Raw genomic sequence first — 14,425 nt, 5'->3', positions numbered from 1 at the left:
CTGAGATCCCCTACGCAGTTTGGGTATATGATTGTTATTATTGACTCGTCGGTGAGTCTTTCGGAAACGAGGCGCGGAACTCCTTTTACATCTGTCCGTGAACTATACTGTTATGATTTCGAGAACAGATGTCTTCACAGATTCGTGGCCGCCCACCGAGCTCCCGAATCGAAATGACGAACTCGAACATCTCTCGCGACGGCTCGGGCCGACTACACACGGATATGAAGGCGAGGACGTCCTAATCTATGGCTCTAGCGGCGTAGGGAAAACCGCTACAACTCGCCATTTTCTCACCCGGAAGTTACCGGCCTATTCCGAAGCCGCGTGGGCGGAAATACACTGTGGTGATAAGACTCGGAACATGCTCCTCAAAGAGGCCGCTGCGAAACACCCCGACGATGTCACCGTTCATCTGAACTGGAAACCACGTCGATTGAAAGCGGCGCTCGAACGCGTTGTCGACGGCAAGCCGTATATTCTCGTCCTCGATGAGGCAGATTCGATCGCAGACCACGAAATTCTCGCCGATTTAGCGGATGTTGAGGGCGTCTCCGTTATCGTTATCGTTCACGATAGCACCGAGTGGCTGGGCAATCTCAACAACGCCGTTATCGGCAACTTCGGTATCGATTCGACGATTCGATTCGCCCCCTACAGTACAGACGAACTCGTCGAGATTCTCGAACCACGGATCAGAAAGGGGCTGAATTATGACGCGTTCAGCAACGACCAACTCAAGCGGATCGGAGACGAGACCAACGGGGTTGCGCGCTACGGGATCAAAGCGGTGTGGGCAGCCGCGGAGATCGCGACGAAACGTGGCAACGACACGGTCACGGATGCCGACATTGACGACTGCTTCAAGCGCGCGAAGGTGAAAATGCGTGAAGCAAATCTGAAGAGTCTGTCATACAGTCACCGTGTGATCTACGAGTTAGCACGTCGACTGGGGCCGACGGTCGACAAATCGGTGTTGGAAAGCGCGTATAATACCCACTGTGAGGAGATCTACGCCGATCGCCACCGAGATCCCGTGGGCTGGCGTCAAGTGAGGAATTACTTGGAAAAACTCGAAAAATACGATCTGATCGAACGGAAGGGGATGACGAGAGACCGACGATACAAGGTGACCGATCCCGGCCTCAAGGCGAGTATTGATCTCGATTTCGTCTTTTTGACCGCGTAGCAGTTAATCAGCCGTCATTGTCGCCGTCGCTCTCACCGAACTGTTCGAGTTTCCCTCGAGATATTGTCGAAGTGCAGCCCGAACAATCTCAGAGTCGTTGGGTGGGAACTCGTGTTTCTCCTTTTCCAGTTCCATTGCTTCCTCGAGATCGTCTCCGATCCGGACGCTGAGTTGTTTTGCCATGTTGCCCCTGTTGGAATGCAACACAAATAAGACTAGGGTAAGTGTTTGTTGCATGTGGTGCAACCAGTGCACCACAAGCATTATATTGCAATACACGTAACACAGAGTTATGTCGAGTCGAACAGACGACGGAGAAACAGTGATTCACGTCAGATGTGATCCGGATTTGAAGACTGATGTCAGAGTCGCTGCTGCCGAGCAGGACAAGTCGATGAGTCAGTACGTCCGCGACACTCTCCGGTCGTCAGTAGACGAAGACATGTCAGACGTATAGCTCACCAATTAAATTGCAGGAGTCGGGTGTCCTCAGTATCCGACTCGCCAGCCAAAGTCCACGGTACGCATGACCTCAAACGCGAACCGGCGATATCGTAATTCGGCGGCTACAGCGGCTATCGCTACCGGTAGATGGCGATTACCGATACTTGCCCTTTCGGAAATGAGGCAGGATACTTTTAGTGCGTATTGGGACCAACAGCAGAACCAGACACTCGCGGCGACTTCCGGAGCGCGCCAAGTACCAGCTCAACCACGCTCCGGTTGTCCGCGGGCTACAGAACACAGACCACCCGGAGCCCATAGACGCTCCGGATACACTGCAGCCATGACTACGAACACAGACCACGACGAAAACGCTAACGGATCAGACAGTACTGAAAGTACCTACCTCCAGGCCGTCCTCGAGCGCGCCGAAACGCGTAATGGCGTCTTCTTCCACGGAGGCGGGCTACGATGACGGGCTGGAACGCTACGCTCGTCACTCCTGACGGCGAGGAGATCGAACCATCGACGAAGCTCGCTGGCACCCACGGGCCTGTCCGAGAACAGCCCTCGAAAGCCAGCGATATTCACGCAGCGAAACTCGAGAAGAGTCTCACCAAGACGGGGTCAACTGGCGAGTCGTTCCAGTGTCCGGACTGCGGACGCGAGCATAATGATCGCGAAGCCGAGGCCGACTGCCTTCGGTCGCACGTTCGCGAGCGGGCTGACAAACTCCAGCGCTGGGCCAACGATGGCCACGACGACCTCCCGGGGGTGGGAGCATGATCGCTGGCCAACTGGCGCTCCTCCAGGACCCTGCAGCTGAGCCGCTGGCGAACTACCACAACTCGGGCTACCGGGCCCTCGAAGTCGAGGAAACCCAGACCTACCTCGACGACGAGCTCACGATCCAGTCGGGGATGGTCGCCGGACGTGTCCCCAGCCAGCGCGAGAAGGTGGTCACCGACGGCCACGCGATCGAGGTCGAGCAGGTCACCACGAGCGAGAAGGTCGCTACCGAGTTCGTCGCCGACGTCGACGGCGAGGGCTGGATCCTCGCCGAGCGTACCCACTCTAGCGAGGAGGATCACGAACCGGACTGGCCGTTCAACGACCTCTCGACGCGCGTCGGTCAGGAGATCGACCCGATGCAGCTCAAACCCTACGAGTTCGTCCGGAACCAGCGCGACGCCGATCGCGACTACACCGTCGAGATGGCCTCGCGCGAGTACAACATGGATGATGTCTCGATCGAGTGGGGCCAGGGCGCGCTCAAGAAGGACGCGATCAAGTCCGACGTCGGCGTCGCGCTGACGACCCACTGGCGTGACCAGTTCGTCCGCCTGGTCATCTACGGCAGTGGCTACCTCGCGATCTGGGAGCCCGCCGAAATGAAGCCCGAACTGCTCGGTCGGTTCATCCACGAGGAGGTCGTCCCAATCGCACACTACGGCGAAGATGAAGTCGAGGAGGATGTCGAGGAAACCGACCAGGAGACGCTCGACAACGAGCGGGTGACAGCATGAGCGTCTACGAGACGAAGACCGTCCGCGTCCACGAGCCCGATCGCGGCCAGTACATGTATTTCATGCTGACCCGGTTCGACGGCGAGGACCACATCCTCGGCGAGATCGGCTACACTGGAGAGTACATCGACATCGCGATCGTGGGGATGAACAAAACCAGTCAGGTTCACGACACCGACGCCTACGCGCTCGCCGAGAAGTATCCCGGCGACCTCCACGGAACGACCTGGTTCAAGTTCGCCTACAACGTCGAACACGGCGGGATCTTCGACGACCTCGAGGACGGCGATCACCTCACCCCCGACGACGTCGAGAACCTGATTGGTGAGGAGGTGACGGCATGACGCCACGCTACGAGGTCGTCGGTGCACTCGACCGCTCGGTTGCGGAGTCGGTCGGCCACCTCGGCGGCGGGGCGATCCTCGTCGACGACGGCGACGGCGATCTCCTGGTCGCGAGACCCGCGGGTGATGACGATGAGTAAGTGCGCAGAGTGCGGGATGCGAACGTCTCCCTCCCGTCGCGTTTGTAAATCCTGCGCACTCGAAGATTGCTGGGGAACGCCATCGGACCACTTCGATTCGGGCGGTGACGGCGTCCGCTGCTGGGTCCAGGACATCGCCGAGACGTGGCACGCGTCGATGTACTTCGAGGGGTCACGCCACGTCGCGGCCTGCGGAGAGATCCTCGAGACGCCCGTCGCTGACCTCAAGGGAGATCCGCGGTTTTTCGACCAGACCCACACCTGCGAGGACTGCAAGCGGGCCCTCGAGGACGACGAGGCTGAGACGACAATCCCCGACGGTGGCGAGTTCGAACGAGCGAACGAGATTGCGACCGACGGCGGCGAGATTGACGTCTACCAGTGGGTGCTCGACACCGTTCACGAGTACCCCGCACAGACAGACTCGAGGTGGGGCTGCAGGGGTAACCTCGTCCATCAGGGACGGAAACTCGACGGCGTCACGAAAGACGACGTTCGGGAGGCGATCACCCGTGCGGTCGACAACGAGGACCTCATCTCGTGGCATGGACTGCTGGCCCGAGCCGATATCGAGACGCTTCGGGAGATCGTCCGCGTCGAGACCGAAGAGCACGAGATCACCCGCCAGATCCTCGTCGGGAAGTGCAACAAGCTGATCGCGGCGAAAAAACAGGAGCAGGCCGACGAGAATATCGATCAGGAGGTCGCAACCGACGGCGGCCTCGAGGAGGTGTTCCGTCGTGAGACGATCGTCGCGACAGACGATGGGATCGCGATCGGCAAGAGCGCTGCACCGAGTGAGGTGATGCCCGATGAGTAACGCCGTCAGTACGGCCGAAATCGACCCGTTCGTACTCGAAGACGCCGATAGGGCACACCTCGAGACAAACTACTATGAGTGGTCGGATCCGCTCGACGTGCTTGCGACCGGTACTGTCGAGTGGGATGTTCCGCTCGGTGACAACTGGCTGTTCGCGACGGTCGTACTCGAAACGAGTCAAGGAACCGAGTACACCGTTAGGATCGGACCCGACGAGACGGAGATCTTCCACGACGGAGACGCGAAAGGCCGAGTGAAACGACTCGAGCCAGCCTCAGATGGTCCGATCGCGAGTGACGAGGTCTGGCACTGCAGCAAATGCGGATTCGGGCCCGCAACGCAGCGCGGTGTCAAGATCCATGACGGCTGCTCCCATGAGGGTGATCCCGAGGTTCTGTCAGAGGCACCGGACACGAACACCCTCGAGGAGGAGGCCACGGACGACGCGCCGGCGGGCACCGGCGACGACGTCCAGAACACGATCGACGCCGAAGACGTCTCCGTTGACAGTGTCGACGAACCCGACCACGACGAGAGTGAGATCACGCTCCCCGATGGAGTAACCGTTGACGACGTCGAGACTGCTGTCGAAGAGAACGAAACGCTCGGCGACGTGGCCCACGAGATCGGTGTCACGCGCGGCCGGGCCCGGACGATTACGGTCACGATCGGCTGCTACGGTGACGTGAAGGACCTCCCCAGGGGTGGTCGCTGATGATCCATAAGCGCCCAGCCGATCGTACTGTCGACTGGGAGACTATCCAACGGCACCGTCGCGGTCCGGACGCCTCGATCGAGGAAGCCGAGGCAGTGGCCGGTCCCGAGGACGAGTCCGCTCAGGTGACGGTGATCAGCTGGCTCGCGTTCGTCGCGATCTGCCTGCTGGTCCTCGGTACCGCGTTCGCGATCGCCAACGGAGTGATCGTGCCATGAGCACAGTCACCGGGTCGCCCCGATACACCGAGGTCAGTGTCTCGAGTCACGCCTACGAGCGCTGGGCCGAACGGTCCAACCGTCCGAAGCTGAACCCGCGCGTCGCCTGGCTCGAGGCCGTCCCGATCGACTACCCGAGCATAAAGCCACCAGCAGAGTTTGCTCGGCTCCACGAGGTGACAGGCCTGATCCTGTTGGCCGAGAGTGATGGCACGTTACGAACGTGCATCCCGCTGTCGAACCGCCCGCGAGACGAACAGCAGTACATCCGGTCACAGGTGAGTCCCGAATGAGCCAAACCACTACGCCGAACTCCAACGATTGCGCCGACGAACTGACTGATGAAGAACGGGATCTGTTCGAGCGGATAGCCGAGAAGCACCAGGAGGACGATGAAGTCAGGCGGATCTGTGAGCTCGTACTTCACTCGGACTTCGCCTCGGATAAGGAGGTGACGAACTCTTGAAGTCCCTCTTTGTCCATGACGTGGGGCTTTTCCTCGATCGTTCGTCGGGCGGAGACGAACTCCCGTCGGTCTTCGGGATCGGGGGCTTCGATCGATCGATCGTCGAGGATTTCGCGGACCTCGTCGACGAGTTCGTTCGCTTCGTGGTCGAGACTCTGGTGACAGTGGATACAGAAGTCTCGATCACTGGGGGTGTCTTCGCCACACCGCGGACAGGGGACCGGTGCAACGTCTTCGGGTTCGTCGGATTCGACCTCGAGGCCGTGGAGTTGCGCGTACGCGCGCTCGTTCGATTCTTCGCCGAAGCGGGCCATGTACCGAGCAGTGTGCTCGGATCCACGTTTGCGGCCCTGGCGGTCTTCGATTCGAGCAGTCGAGAAGTTCTGCAGGATGAGCCACCGTGTGTTCGACTTCCGGAAGGCGGTCGGCGTGACGTCCTTTGTGACGTCGACGCGTTCCGCAGCATACTTGAAGTAGTTCAGGAACGTGGCGTAGCTGGGCCGGTCGGCCGAAGAGAGCTTGCTCCAGAGCCAAGCCTGGTCGTCGTCCGGAGTCGGGTGATCGGTCAGCCATCGCTGCAGGTATGGGACCGACGTGATGAGGTGGACAGTCCGTTCACCTTCCTTTCCGTCGACGTGGAGGCCGACCGAGTGCTCGCCGTCGAAGACGTCGCCGACGCGAAGGTCGTAGAGTTCGCCACCGCGGAGACCCGCCTCGAACTGGACTGCGAACAGTGCCTCGTCACGAGGATTTCGAGAACCGTTTTCGATCATCGCTTGGACGTCGTCATGAGTGAGGAGGTCGCGCTCGGACGGAACGGGATCGAAGTCGTTACTCGTCCCGGTTGGAATCCAGTCGACGCTTTCAGGAGGCTCGTCCAGTTTGAGCCGATACCGAGCGAACGATCGGAGAGCCGTTCGGTAGTCCTGGTTGGTATGCTCGTTGGTGTATTCGTCGTTGATCCAGCGGGCGATCGCCTCCGCGGCGGCGCGGTACTCAAGCGTGAGTCCGAGCAGACCGTTCTCCTCGAGGAGTTCCTCGACGTCCTCTTCGGTCGTGATATCTGCCTGGTCGAGCTCGTCGTTGTCCTTGAACTCTTCGATCGAGGGCGGCGGCGCGAGAGTAGCCATCCGCGTGCAGTGGCGGAGGAGTTTGAGATGGCGATGTTCGCCGATCTCCGAGGGAACGAGCCGGATGTTGTCGGAGAACTTCAGGAGGTGTCGACGATCGGCCTCGAACTGGACGTACCGAGCGTCTTCCCCGTTCGATCGGAGGCGTTCGCGAAGAGTATCGACCTCCGCACGAGGGTCGGAATCTGTCATGAAATCATGAATGTCCCAATGGATTGTAAGGGTTTGGCTAGATGCCGGCCCTTGGCTTATTCCACATTCCGTACAATCTTTCCGAATTATAGGGGCCAGACGCGTCGGAACGCGTCTCTCGTTTCCGTTTCCGTTCTTTCCGATAACTGTGATGTGCCACATTCCGCGATAGCGTCCGCTCTAGTAGAAGCGAAGGGGATTGACCGCGTGAGCCCCAGTCGATCCTACTCGGGGCCCGCGATCGACGCGTCCTCAGTACATCACCGAGCGTCCCGAACTCGAGGAGGACGCCGAGAACACGGTCTCTGCACCCGATCCGGAGCCCGCCGGAGAGGAGCAGACCGAGAACGTTCCGGTCCCAGACCCTGACCGATCCGAACGAGCATCTTGGAACGGTGGCGGAGTTGCTCGTTGGCAAGGGGTCGGCGGTAAAAACGGGTTGCGAGTTCTCTACCCCAGCACTGGCACCGCCAAAAGCACATTACCCGACGCCGCTCTCCTGGAGTAGTTAGGGATGCCAATTTCTCTGAACCGGAGTCAGCAGTTGGCCTCCCGAACTCCTCGAGCGCGATCAGTGTCCAACGCTACTGGGTTATCCGTTCATCCGCCCGATCGCGCGTCGGTGTCTGGATTCGTGGGAGCTAATGCTAATACCGGATCGGTTGCGATGGAGGAACTGACCGCAAACGCGGTGTCGGCGACTGAACCGACGTTCTGACGGATCTACAGCCCCGTCTCCATCGATCGACGTCGAGCACAGTTCGGACACCACAGGGAGCCATCGGTCCGAGAGAATTCTCGCTCGCCACAGTCAGCACAGCGGCCGTCTGGATACTGCATCGATAGTGACTGGACAACCTCGTGGTATCAGTTTTTGGATCGACTCGGCTCCTGCATCGCGTGCTGTCGCTGATCAGAATTCGACCGAAACGCGGGCCGGTCGCGATTTGAACCACGCCGAGACGGTCCTGGTCGTTCGCGTTGCTCACTTCCGGGGCTGGGACTCGTCTACTTCAAAATCGCTACGGGTCCGTTGCTGTCGACTCCCGGATTGTTCGTCGACGGAAAGCGGGCCGGGCGCGATTTGAACACGCGACCGTCTGGTTAAAAGCCAGACGCTCTGCCAGACTGAGCTACCGGCCCTGCGATTCGTACTATCGGTGAGTAGCGGTTAAACGTTTCTTTCTTCGTTGCCTGCGAGTGTCAGTGACAGCGACGGGTGTCGGCACCCGCCGCGGCACCGGGGATTACTCGAAGTACTCTTCGAGTGCCGCCGTGACTATCTCGCCGGGGTCGACGCCCTCGATCGAGGCGCGTCGACGGAGATCACGATAGCTCGCCGGTGAGAGCGCGACTTCGAGTTGCCCGAGTTGCACGCCGTGGTCGGCGAGTGCCCGCTCGATCGGCGTCCCGTCGTTGACGGCGCTGGCGACGCTACGGACTTCCCGGACGGTGAGGTCGCCGTCGAGGGCCGCCCAGGCGAGCAGGAGGCGCGCTTCGCCACCGACGCGGGCGATGTGTTTGGCGGCGGTCGGCGCGATCCGTCCGAGGGCGACCTGCTTTCGGACCGATCGCGGCAGGTCGTGGACGCGAGCCCACTTGCGGACGAACGAGACGGTCGTGTCGCCGCCGGCGCGTTCGGCGGCGGCCTTGTAGGACCCTTCGCCGCGGACGAGCGCGGCCGACGCGGCGGCACCGCGAAGCATGTAGAGGTGATCGCCGGCGGTGTCGCCGCTGGCGAACTGGCGGACGGTGTCGGCGGCGTCCGCGACGCTGTCGGGGTCGGTCGGATCGAACTGGACGGCCTCGCGGGCGTGGGGACCGGTGACCGATTCGTCGCCCCGGATGACGGGTGCGCCGACCGGCGATTCGCGGTCCGTCGGGATCGATCGACCGTGTTCGTCGCGGTCGATGGGTCGATCACCGGGACGGTTGTCGGTCATGGGATCTGGATACGGGCCTCGAGAGCAAAAAAGTCGCTACCGTGGCGAATATCTCGGCTCACTCCTCGCGCTGCTCGGCGAGGTGCTCCCAGATTTCCGTGCAGCCGGCCCCTTCCTCGACGTCGTCGAGGTGGGTGTCGTCGCGTTCGTCTCCGTCCTGCTTGCCCGGGTCCGGTTTGCATTCGACTGCGTCAGTCATCGGTCGCTCTTCGGGCGGTGAGTGCATAAGTACCGCTTCGCCCGCAAGCGATACCCGTACTCGGCCGTAGGGGTGATTGATGCCGCTATCTCGGTCGCCGACGAGAGACGGACGTCGCCGTCGGACTGCGAGCGCGGACCGCGTGGTGCGCCCACGGCAGGGTGGTGTCGATCCTGGTAGCGCTACGGGGGACCGTGCCACCGACCGGTGGCCGACGTGACGGCGGGCGGACGGCCGAACGGCGCGGCAAAAACGGCCGGTAAGCGTGGCGCTCGAACGAGCGGTCCCGGCCGTCGACGTGTCGACGGCCGGCGGCGATCGCGGACTCAGCCGTCGACGATCTGATCGTACTCATCGGGAAGCTGCGTGTGGGCGTCCGCGAGTTCCGGATCGGCTGCGGTCTCGCGGATCGCGCCCGAGACCGCGCGCCAGGTCGGTCGCGTCGCTCTCGTCAACGTCGGCGCGCACGACTGTCCAGCCACGTCGATCGATTGCTGATCGATACCGTCGACGCGTCCACCGCTTACGTCGCGGCCGTCGCGCGGGGCCGGATTTCGAGTGGGGGGTCGTTCGTCGTCGTGGACGCCACGGCCGACGGTGAAGATTCCGTCTGCGTCCAGATCTGGTACGAACTGGACGACGTGGCCGAGGCGTAGCTGCCGAAACACGCGTCGGAACTCGCGTGACGTCCGGACTGGTTGGCGGCCGACTTCGAGCGCCACGCCGATCGAGTCGCGGCCGCGGAATGACCTGCCGTCGCAGGCTCGCGACTTTTTCTGGCGGCCGGCGAACGAGTTCCGTGGTCACAGCATGAGCATGGACACGATCCAGGACCTGTTCGAGCACGGCCTCGAGGACCTCTATCACGCCGAGCACCAGCTACTCGACGCGCTCGAGGACCTCGAGTCGAACACCGAACGCGACGAGATCGCGAGCGCCTTCGCCGAACACCGCGAGGAGACCCAGGGGCACATCGATCGGATCGAGGAGGTGTTCGAGATGTTCGGCGAGCCGCCCGAGAAAGAGGAGTGTGAAGGAATCGAGGGGCTAATCGAGGAATACGAGGAGTTCACCGAGGAAGACCCGTCACAGGAGGTGCTCGACTACCACAATATGGCGGCCGCCGAGAAGACCGAGCACTACGAGATCGCGGCCTACGGCAACCTGATCCCGCTCGCGGACCAGCTCGGAATGGACGAGGCAGCCGATATCCTCGAAGAAAACCTCCGCGAGGAGCAGGACGCGCTCGACGAACTGAAAGCGCTCACCGAGGAGTTCGAGATGGACGCGATCCCGGCGGAGTGATTCCATGGGCGAGAACGATCCGGACGAGGACGCGGAGACCCAGTACGGCGGCACCGAAGACGAGGAGCCGACGACGTCGATCGACGACGACGAAGACGACGAGAACGCGGACGGCGAGTGACGGTCCTGATCGGCTCCCGGCCGATCGCTCTCAATTCTTGCAGTCGACCAGTACGCGGGGTTTCGGGTCGGACCGACGACGGATCGCGATCGGAACGGGCCGTCGATCGCGGACCGACGAACGATTCTCGGCGGTGAGAGGGTGCGAAGCGGTCGCCACCGTCGTCCGTCCGGATTCGCCGCTGGGTAGCGCTCGACGGTTCGAGTGTCGTCTCTGGCGTCGGAAATCAGTCATTACTTCTGTGTTTCTTGATGGCATATAGCACACGTATAGGGCCCTGCAGGTGGTGTGGCCGGTGTGAGTCGAGATGGCTGACGTTCCAACCAAAACGGCACGGGCGGAGTGGGGCACCAGGTTCGGGTTCCTGATGGCGATGATCGGCGCGATGGTCGGAGCGGGGAACATCTGGCGGTTCCCGTACGTGATGGGGAACAACGGGGGCGGCGCGTTCGTCCTCGCGTTCCTCACGTTGCTGTTCGTCCTCGCGGTCCCCGGACTGATGGCCGAGGTCGCGCTCGGCCGGTACACGAACAAGGGCGTCATCGGGGCCTTCCGCGACGTCGTCGGTCGCGGTGGCATGGTCGGTCTCGGCGTCGTCGTCTTGCTGGTCAACGTCGCCCTGATGTCGTACTACTCGCCGGTGATCGCGTGGACGCTGTACTACGCGGTCCACTCGCTGCTGTTCACTTTCACGGGGGCCGGCTTCGAAGCCGAGCCGTTCATGCTCAGCCTCTTCGATAACGCCGCGCTGATGATCGGGCTGCACACGGTCGTGATGGGCTCGATCGCCGCGGTCCTCGGACTGGGTATTCGACGGGGCGTCGAACGGATCGTCGTCTACGCCGTGCCGGCGCTCGTGTTCTCGCTCGTCATCATGGCGATCCGGGGCCTGACGCTTCCCGGGGCGACCGAGGGGATCACGTTCGCGTTCACGATCGACTGGGCGTACCTGACCTACAGCGACACCTGGATCGCCGCGCTCGGGCAGGCGCTGTTCTCGACCGGCCTCGGCTGGGGGATCGCGCTGACGATCGGCAGCTACCTGCGGGAGTACGACGACGTCCCGCTCGGTGGCGGCGTCTTCACCGCGATCGGCGAGTCGAGCGTCGGCATCCTCGCTGCGCTGGCGATCTTCCCGATCGTCTTCGCCGTCGGCGTCGAACCCGACGCCGGTGCCGGACTGGCGTTCGTCTCGCTCGTCCAGGTCTTCCCGGAGATTCCGCTCGGCGGCTTCGTCGCCATCCTGTTCTTCGTCGGCTTCTTCCTCGCGACCTTCACCTCGGGATTGCTGATCACCGAGGTGAGCGTCACGACGCTCGCCGAGGAGACGCGGTTCAGCCGCACCCAGACCGTGCTCGGGGTCTGTGGTGGAATCTGGCTGCTCGGCCTTCCGAGCGCGTACTCCGTGGACGTCTTGGACTACCTCGATTTCGTCTTCGGCAACTGGGGGCTGCCGCTGGCGACGCTCATGATCATCGGCATCATCGGCTGGGTGATGGGCCCCGAACGGATCCGCCTGCTCACGGTCAACCAGAACGCCGGCGTCTACATCGGACGCTGGTGGAACCCCGTCATCAAGTTCGTCATCCCCGCCGTGATGCTGTTCATCATGGCCTACTTCGCGTGGGAGAACCGCGGAACCCCCGAGTTCTACGGCGGGATCGCGGTGCTCGTCTCGTTCCCGATCATCGGCTACGCGATCATGTCGATCGTCGAGGGCCGACGTGGCCAACCGGACACTGCCGAAGTCCCCGGAGGTGACGACTGATGGCGCTGACGGCCGAGGTGATCGCGATGCTCGCCTTCACCCTGATCGCGTTCTACGGCGTCGCCGGCTGGGCGCTCGTCCGAACGCTGCGCCAGGAGGGAGAAAAAGTCGAGATCCTCGAACACCAGGTCCGGATGGACACCTACTCGCCGAAGGCGCTCGCCGAACTCCGCGAGTGGATCGAGGAGAACCCCGACGATCCGCTGATCGACGAGGCACGCGACCAGTACAACGAGTGCGTCGAGGCACTCAGAGAGACCGATCGGCACTTCTACGACTGGTCCGACGCCGAAATCGAGCGACTGGACACGGTCTGACGCGGGACGCGTACTTCTTTTATCGCTCGCTGTGTACCCACGCCTGTGACACTCCCCGTGTCGGGTTCGAACGGAACCGAGGGGCTGTCGATCCGGCCCGCAGAACGTGCAGACCTGCTCGCAGTCGTGCGCATCGAGAACGCCTCGTTCTCCCAGCCGTGGCCGTACGACGCGTTCGAACGGTTCCTCGGGGAACCCGGCTTTCTCGTGGCGACCCGCGACGGCCGCGTCGCCGGCTACGTCGTCGCCGACGTGACCGAGAACTTCGGCCGCGACCTGGGCCACATCAAGGACATCGCCGTCCACCCCGATCGTCGCGATTCCGGGATCGGCTCGGCGCTCCTCTCGCAGGCGATCGGCGTCCTCGGGGCCTACGGTGCCGACACGGTCAAACTCGAGGTCCGCGAGTCCAACGAGGACGCGAAACGCCTCTACCGCGAGTTCGGCTTCGAACCGCTCCGGCGGGTGCCGGGCTACTACGACAACGAGGAGGACGCGATCGTGATGCTCCGGAAACTGGATTGACGCGTGCGATCGGCCGGGGCGGCCGGGTTCCGCGTCGATCGGTCCCCCTCGAACCGAGGACGGGGACGTTTTACACCGCCCGCTCGTAGTCACGACCATGGGATACGCCTGCCCGGTCTGCGACGCCGAACAGGCCGACGCGGAGCACCTCGCGAACCACCTCGCGGTCACCGCCGCGCTGGGCCGCGAGGACCACCGCGACTGGCTCGAGGAGTACGCCCCCGACTGGGCCGATCGCGGCCCCGAGGACCTCGGCGAGATCGTCAGCCAGTACGCCCCCGAGATCGAGACGCCCGAGTTCGAGTCGGGCCACGGTCACGGGCCGACCTTCGAGGACGAACTCGCAAGGCAGAGCCGCGGGCCCGGTCGCGGCGCGATGACGAGCGAGGCCGAGAGCGTCCTCGAGGAAGCCCGGGAACTGACCCGGCAGATGCAAGACTCGAAGCCGGAGTCGGGGGGCGAAGACGCCGATCGAGACGACGGGGCGGGTCCGGACGGCGAGGGGGGCAGCGACGCGGGTACCGGAGACGGAAACGAAAACTCGTAACTCCCCCTCGACCGACTGGTCGCGTATGCACACGGTGGGGACGTTCAGTTTCGAGTCGGCCGCCGAGGCGCGCGATCGGTACGAGTCGATCGGGCCCGCGGCACAGACGGTCGTCCGCGAGGTCGCGACGGCCATGGAATTCGATCGCGAGGAGTACGACGAGCGAGTCACCGGCGCGGTCGTCGAGACGGCCCGGGATGCGCTCTTCGCGAGCCTGCTCGAAGTGCAGGTCGGCTCCCGCGAGGAGTACCGCGACTGGCGCGAGGTCTACGACGGCGCGGTGACCGAGGTCGGCCACGAGAACGTCGAACGGGTGGTCTGGCACGCCGGGCCCGAGGGCGAGGCCGTCGCGGCGACCTTTCAGGACGAGGAGGCGGCGGCGATCGCGACGCTGCGTCGACAGGCGTTCGGACGGCTCTATCGTGAACTCGTCGCGGGGACCTGACGGCGGGAGCCCAGCGGTTGTCGATCGCCACCCGCAGACCGGCCGTGACCGTCGGCGCGTGCGCAGGGTCC

General features: G+C 62.9%; 22 protein-coding genes and 1 tRNA gene. 17 read left to right on the top strand and 6 right to left on the bottom strand.

Translation table 11 applies throughout. From position 1 onward, the window contains the following. Positions 1-112: 112 nt before the first annotated feature. Complete coding sequence (locus tag MUG98_RS19840; protein ID WP_265109151.1) at positions 113-1,189, top strand: Cdc6/Cdc18 family protein; 1,077 nt, start codon at positions 113-115, stop codon at positions 1,187-1,189. A 3-nt stretch (positions 1,190-1,192) separates the two neighbouring features. Here the strand turns inward: MUG98_RS19840 and MUG98_RS19835 are convergent, their stop codons facing one another. Beyond that, positions 1,193-1,372: a ribbon-helix-helix domain-containing protein gene (locus MUG98_RS19835; protein ID WP_265109150.1), complete on the bottom strand. Its 180-nt coding sequence runs from the start codon at positions 1,370-1,372 to the stop codon at positions 1,193-1,195. 109 nt (positions 1,373-1,481) lie between these two features. Between MUG98_RS19835 and MUG98_RS25595 the strand changes: the two genes are divergently transcribed. From MUG98_RS25595 to MUG98_RS19790, 10 genes are all read left to right on the top strand, one after another. Beyond that, positions 1,482-1,646, top strand: coding sequence for a toxin-antitoxin system HicB family antitoxin (locus MUG98_RS25595; protein ID WP_425601060.1), 165 nt, complete (start codon positions 1,482-1,484; stop codon positions 1,644-1,646). A gap of 330 nt (positions 1,647-1,976) precedes the next feature. Then, positions 1,977-2,108 carry a hypothetical protein gene (locus MUG98_RS19830; protein ID WP_265109149.1) on the top strand — a complete coding sequence of 44 codons (132 nt, stop codon included), beginning with the start codon at positions 1,977-1,979 and terminating at the stop codon, positions 2,106-2,108. After that, on the top strand, positions 2,105-2,419 hold the full coding sequence (locus MUG98_RS19825; protein WP_265109148.1) for a hypothetical protein: 315 nt from the start codon (positions 2,105-2,107) through the stop codon (positions 2,417-2,419). The genes MUG98_RS19830 and MUG98_RS19825 overlap by 4 nt, the downstream gene beginning before the upstream one ends. Next, complete coding sequence (locus tag MUG98_RS19820; protein ID WP_265109147.1) at positions 2,416-3,159, top strand: hypothetical protein; 744 nt, start codon at positions 2,416-2,418, stop codon at positions 3,157-3,159. The genes MUG98_RS19825 and MUG98_RS19820 overlap by 4 nt, the downstream gene beginning before the upstream one ends. Then, positions 3,156-3,503 carry a hypothetical protein gene (locus MUG98_RS19815; protein ID WP_265109146.1) on the top strand — a complete coding sequence of 116 codons (348 nt, stop codon included), beginning with the start codon at positions 3,156-3,158 and terminating at the stop codon, positions 3,501-3,503. The genes MUG98_RS19820 and MUG98_RS19815 overlap by 4 nt, the downstream gene beginning before the upstream one ends. Next, complete coding sequence (locus tag MUG98_RS19810) at positions 3,500-3,643, top strand: hypothetical protein (RefSeq protein ID WP_265109145.1); 144 nt, start codon at positions 3,500-3,502, stop codon at positions 3,641-3,643. The genes MUG98_RS19815 and MUG98_RS19810 overlap by 4 nt, the downstream gene beginning before the upstream one ends. Continuing rightward, positions 3,636-4,463 carry a hypothetical protein gene (locus MUG98_RS19805; RefSeq protein WP_265109144.1) on the top strand — a complete coding sequence of 276 codons (828 nt, stop codon included), beginning with the start codon at positions 3,636-3,638 and terminating at the stop codon, positions 4,461-4,463. Before MUG98_RS19810 ends, MUG98_RS19805 begins: the two co-directional genes overlap by 8 nt. Further along, the gene (locus tag MUG98_RS19800) at positions 4,456-5,178 is read left to right on the top strand and encodes a hypothetical protein (protein ID WP_265109143.1); all 723 of its coding nucleotides are present in this window, start codon (positions 4,456-4,458) and stop codon (positions 5,176-5,178) included. The genes MUG98_RS19805 and MUG98_RS19800 overlap by 8 nt, the downstream gene beginning before the upstream one ends. After that, a complete protein-coding gene (locus MUG98_RS19795; RefSeq protein WP_265109142.1) occupies positions 5,178-5,396 on the top strand; it encodes a hypothetical protein in 219 nt (72 codons plus the stop codon). Before MUG98_RS19800 ends, MUG98_RS19795 begins: the two co-directional genes overlap by 1 nt. Continuing rightward, the gene (locus MUG98_RS19790) at positions 5,393-5,689 is read left to right on the top strand and encodes a hypothetical protein (protein ID WP_265109141.1); all 297 of its coding nucleotides are present in this window, start codon (positions 5,393-5,395) and stop codon (positions 5,687-5,689) included. Before MUG98_RS19795 ends, MUG98_RS19790 begins: the two co-directional genes overlap by 4 nt. Before the next feature lie 130 nt (positions 5,690-5,819). On the opposite strand, the gene MUG98_RS19785 is transcribed toward MUG98_RS19790, so the two are convergent. The 5 genes from MUG98_RS19785 to MUG98_RS19765 all read right to left on the bottom strand — a co-directional run bounded on the left by MUG98_RS19785 (position 5,820) and on the right by MUG98_RS19765 (position 9,994). Next, positions 5,820-7,184: a site-specific integrase gene (locus MUG98_RS19785; RefSeq protein ID WP_265109140.1), complete on the bottom strand. Its 1,365-nt coding sequence runs from the start codon at positions 7,182-7,184 to the stop codon at positions 5,820-5,822. 1,069 nt (positions 7,185-8,253) lie between these two features. After that, positions 8,254-8,327: transfer RNA gene (locus MUG98_RS19780), tRNA-Lys, on the bottom strand. Positions 8,328-8,431: 104 nt separating this feature from the next. Continuing rightward, complete coding sequence (locus MUG98_RS19775) at positions 8,432-9,127, bottom strand: DUF7119 family protein (protein WP_265109139.1); 696 nt, start codon at positions 9,125-9,127, stop codon at positions 8,432-8,434. Positions 9,128-9,185: 58 nt separating this feature from the next. Then, positions 9,186-9,326, bottom strand: a complete 141-nt coding sequence (locus MUG98_RS19770) for a hypothetical protein (RefSeq protein ID WP_265109138.1) — start codon at positions 9,324-9,326, stop codon at positions 9,186-9,188. 326 nt (positions 9,327-9,652) lie between these two features. Beyond that, on the bottom strand, positions 9,653-9,994 hold the full coding sequence (locus tag MUG98_RS19765; RefSeq protein ID WP_265109137.1) for a hypothetical protein: 342 nt from the start codon (positions 9,992-9,994) through the stop codon (positions 9,653-9,655). A gap of 142 nt (positions 9,995-10,136) precedes the next feature. Here MUG98_RS19765 and MUG98_RS19760 point away from each other — a divergent pair, with 142 nt between their 5' ends. The 6 genes from MUG98_RS19760 (at position 10,137) to MUG98_RS19735 (ending at position 14,354) form a co-directional block, all read left to right on the top strand. Beyond that, the gene (locus tag MUG98_RS19760; protein ID WP_265109136.1) at positions 10,137-10,631 is read left to right on the top strand and encodes a DUF892 family protein; all 495 of its coding nucleotides are present in this window, start codon (positions 10,137-10,139) and stop codon (positions 10,629-10,631) included. A 488-nt stretch (positions 10,632-11,119) separates the two neighbouring features. Continuing rightward, positions 11,120-12,520: a sodium-dependent transporter gene (locus tag MUG98_RS19755; RefSeq protein ID WP_265112492.1), complete on the top strand. Its 1,401-nt coding sequence runs from the start codon at positions 11,120-11,122 to the stop codon at positions 12,518-12,520. Further along, positions 12,520-12,837, top strand: a complete 318-nt coding sequence (locus tag MUG98_RS19750) for a DUF8026 family protein (protein ID WP_265109135.1) — start codon at positions 12,520-12,522, stop codon at positions 12,835-12,837. The genes MUG98_RS19755 and MUG98_RS19750 overlap by 1 nt, the downstream gene beginning before the upstream one ends. Positions 12,838-12,882: 45 nt before the next feature. Further along, positions 12,883-13,362, top strand: a complete 480-nt coding sequence (rimI, locus tag MUG98_RS19745; RefSeq protein WP_265109134.1) for a ribosomal protein S18-alanine N-acetyltransferase — start codon at positions 12,883-12,885, stop codon at positions 13,360-13,362. 97 nt (positions 13,363-13,459) lie between these two features. Beyond that, a complete protein-coding gene (locus MUG98_RS19740; protein WP_265109133.1) occupies positions 13,460-13,909 on the top strand; it encodes a DUF5810 domain-containing protein in 450 nt (149 codons plus the stop codon). A gap of 25 nt (positions 13,910-13,934) precedes the next feature. Then, a complete protein-coding gene (locus MUG98_RS19735; RefSeq protein ID WP_265109132.1) occupies positions 13,935-14,354 on the top strand; it encodes a DUF5809 family protein in 420 nt (139 codons plus the stop codon). Positions 14,355-14,425: the final 71 nt, after the last annotated feature.

It is taken from the genome of Halosolutus halophilus, from assembly GCF_022869805.1.
GTDB classification, from domain to species: domain Archaea; phylum Halobacteriota; class Halobacteria; order Halobacteriales; family Natrialbaceae; genus Halosolutus; species Halosolutus halophilus.
This window is presented reverse-complemented; position numbering and strand designations above follow the sequence as displayed.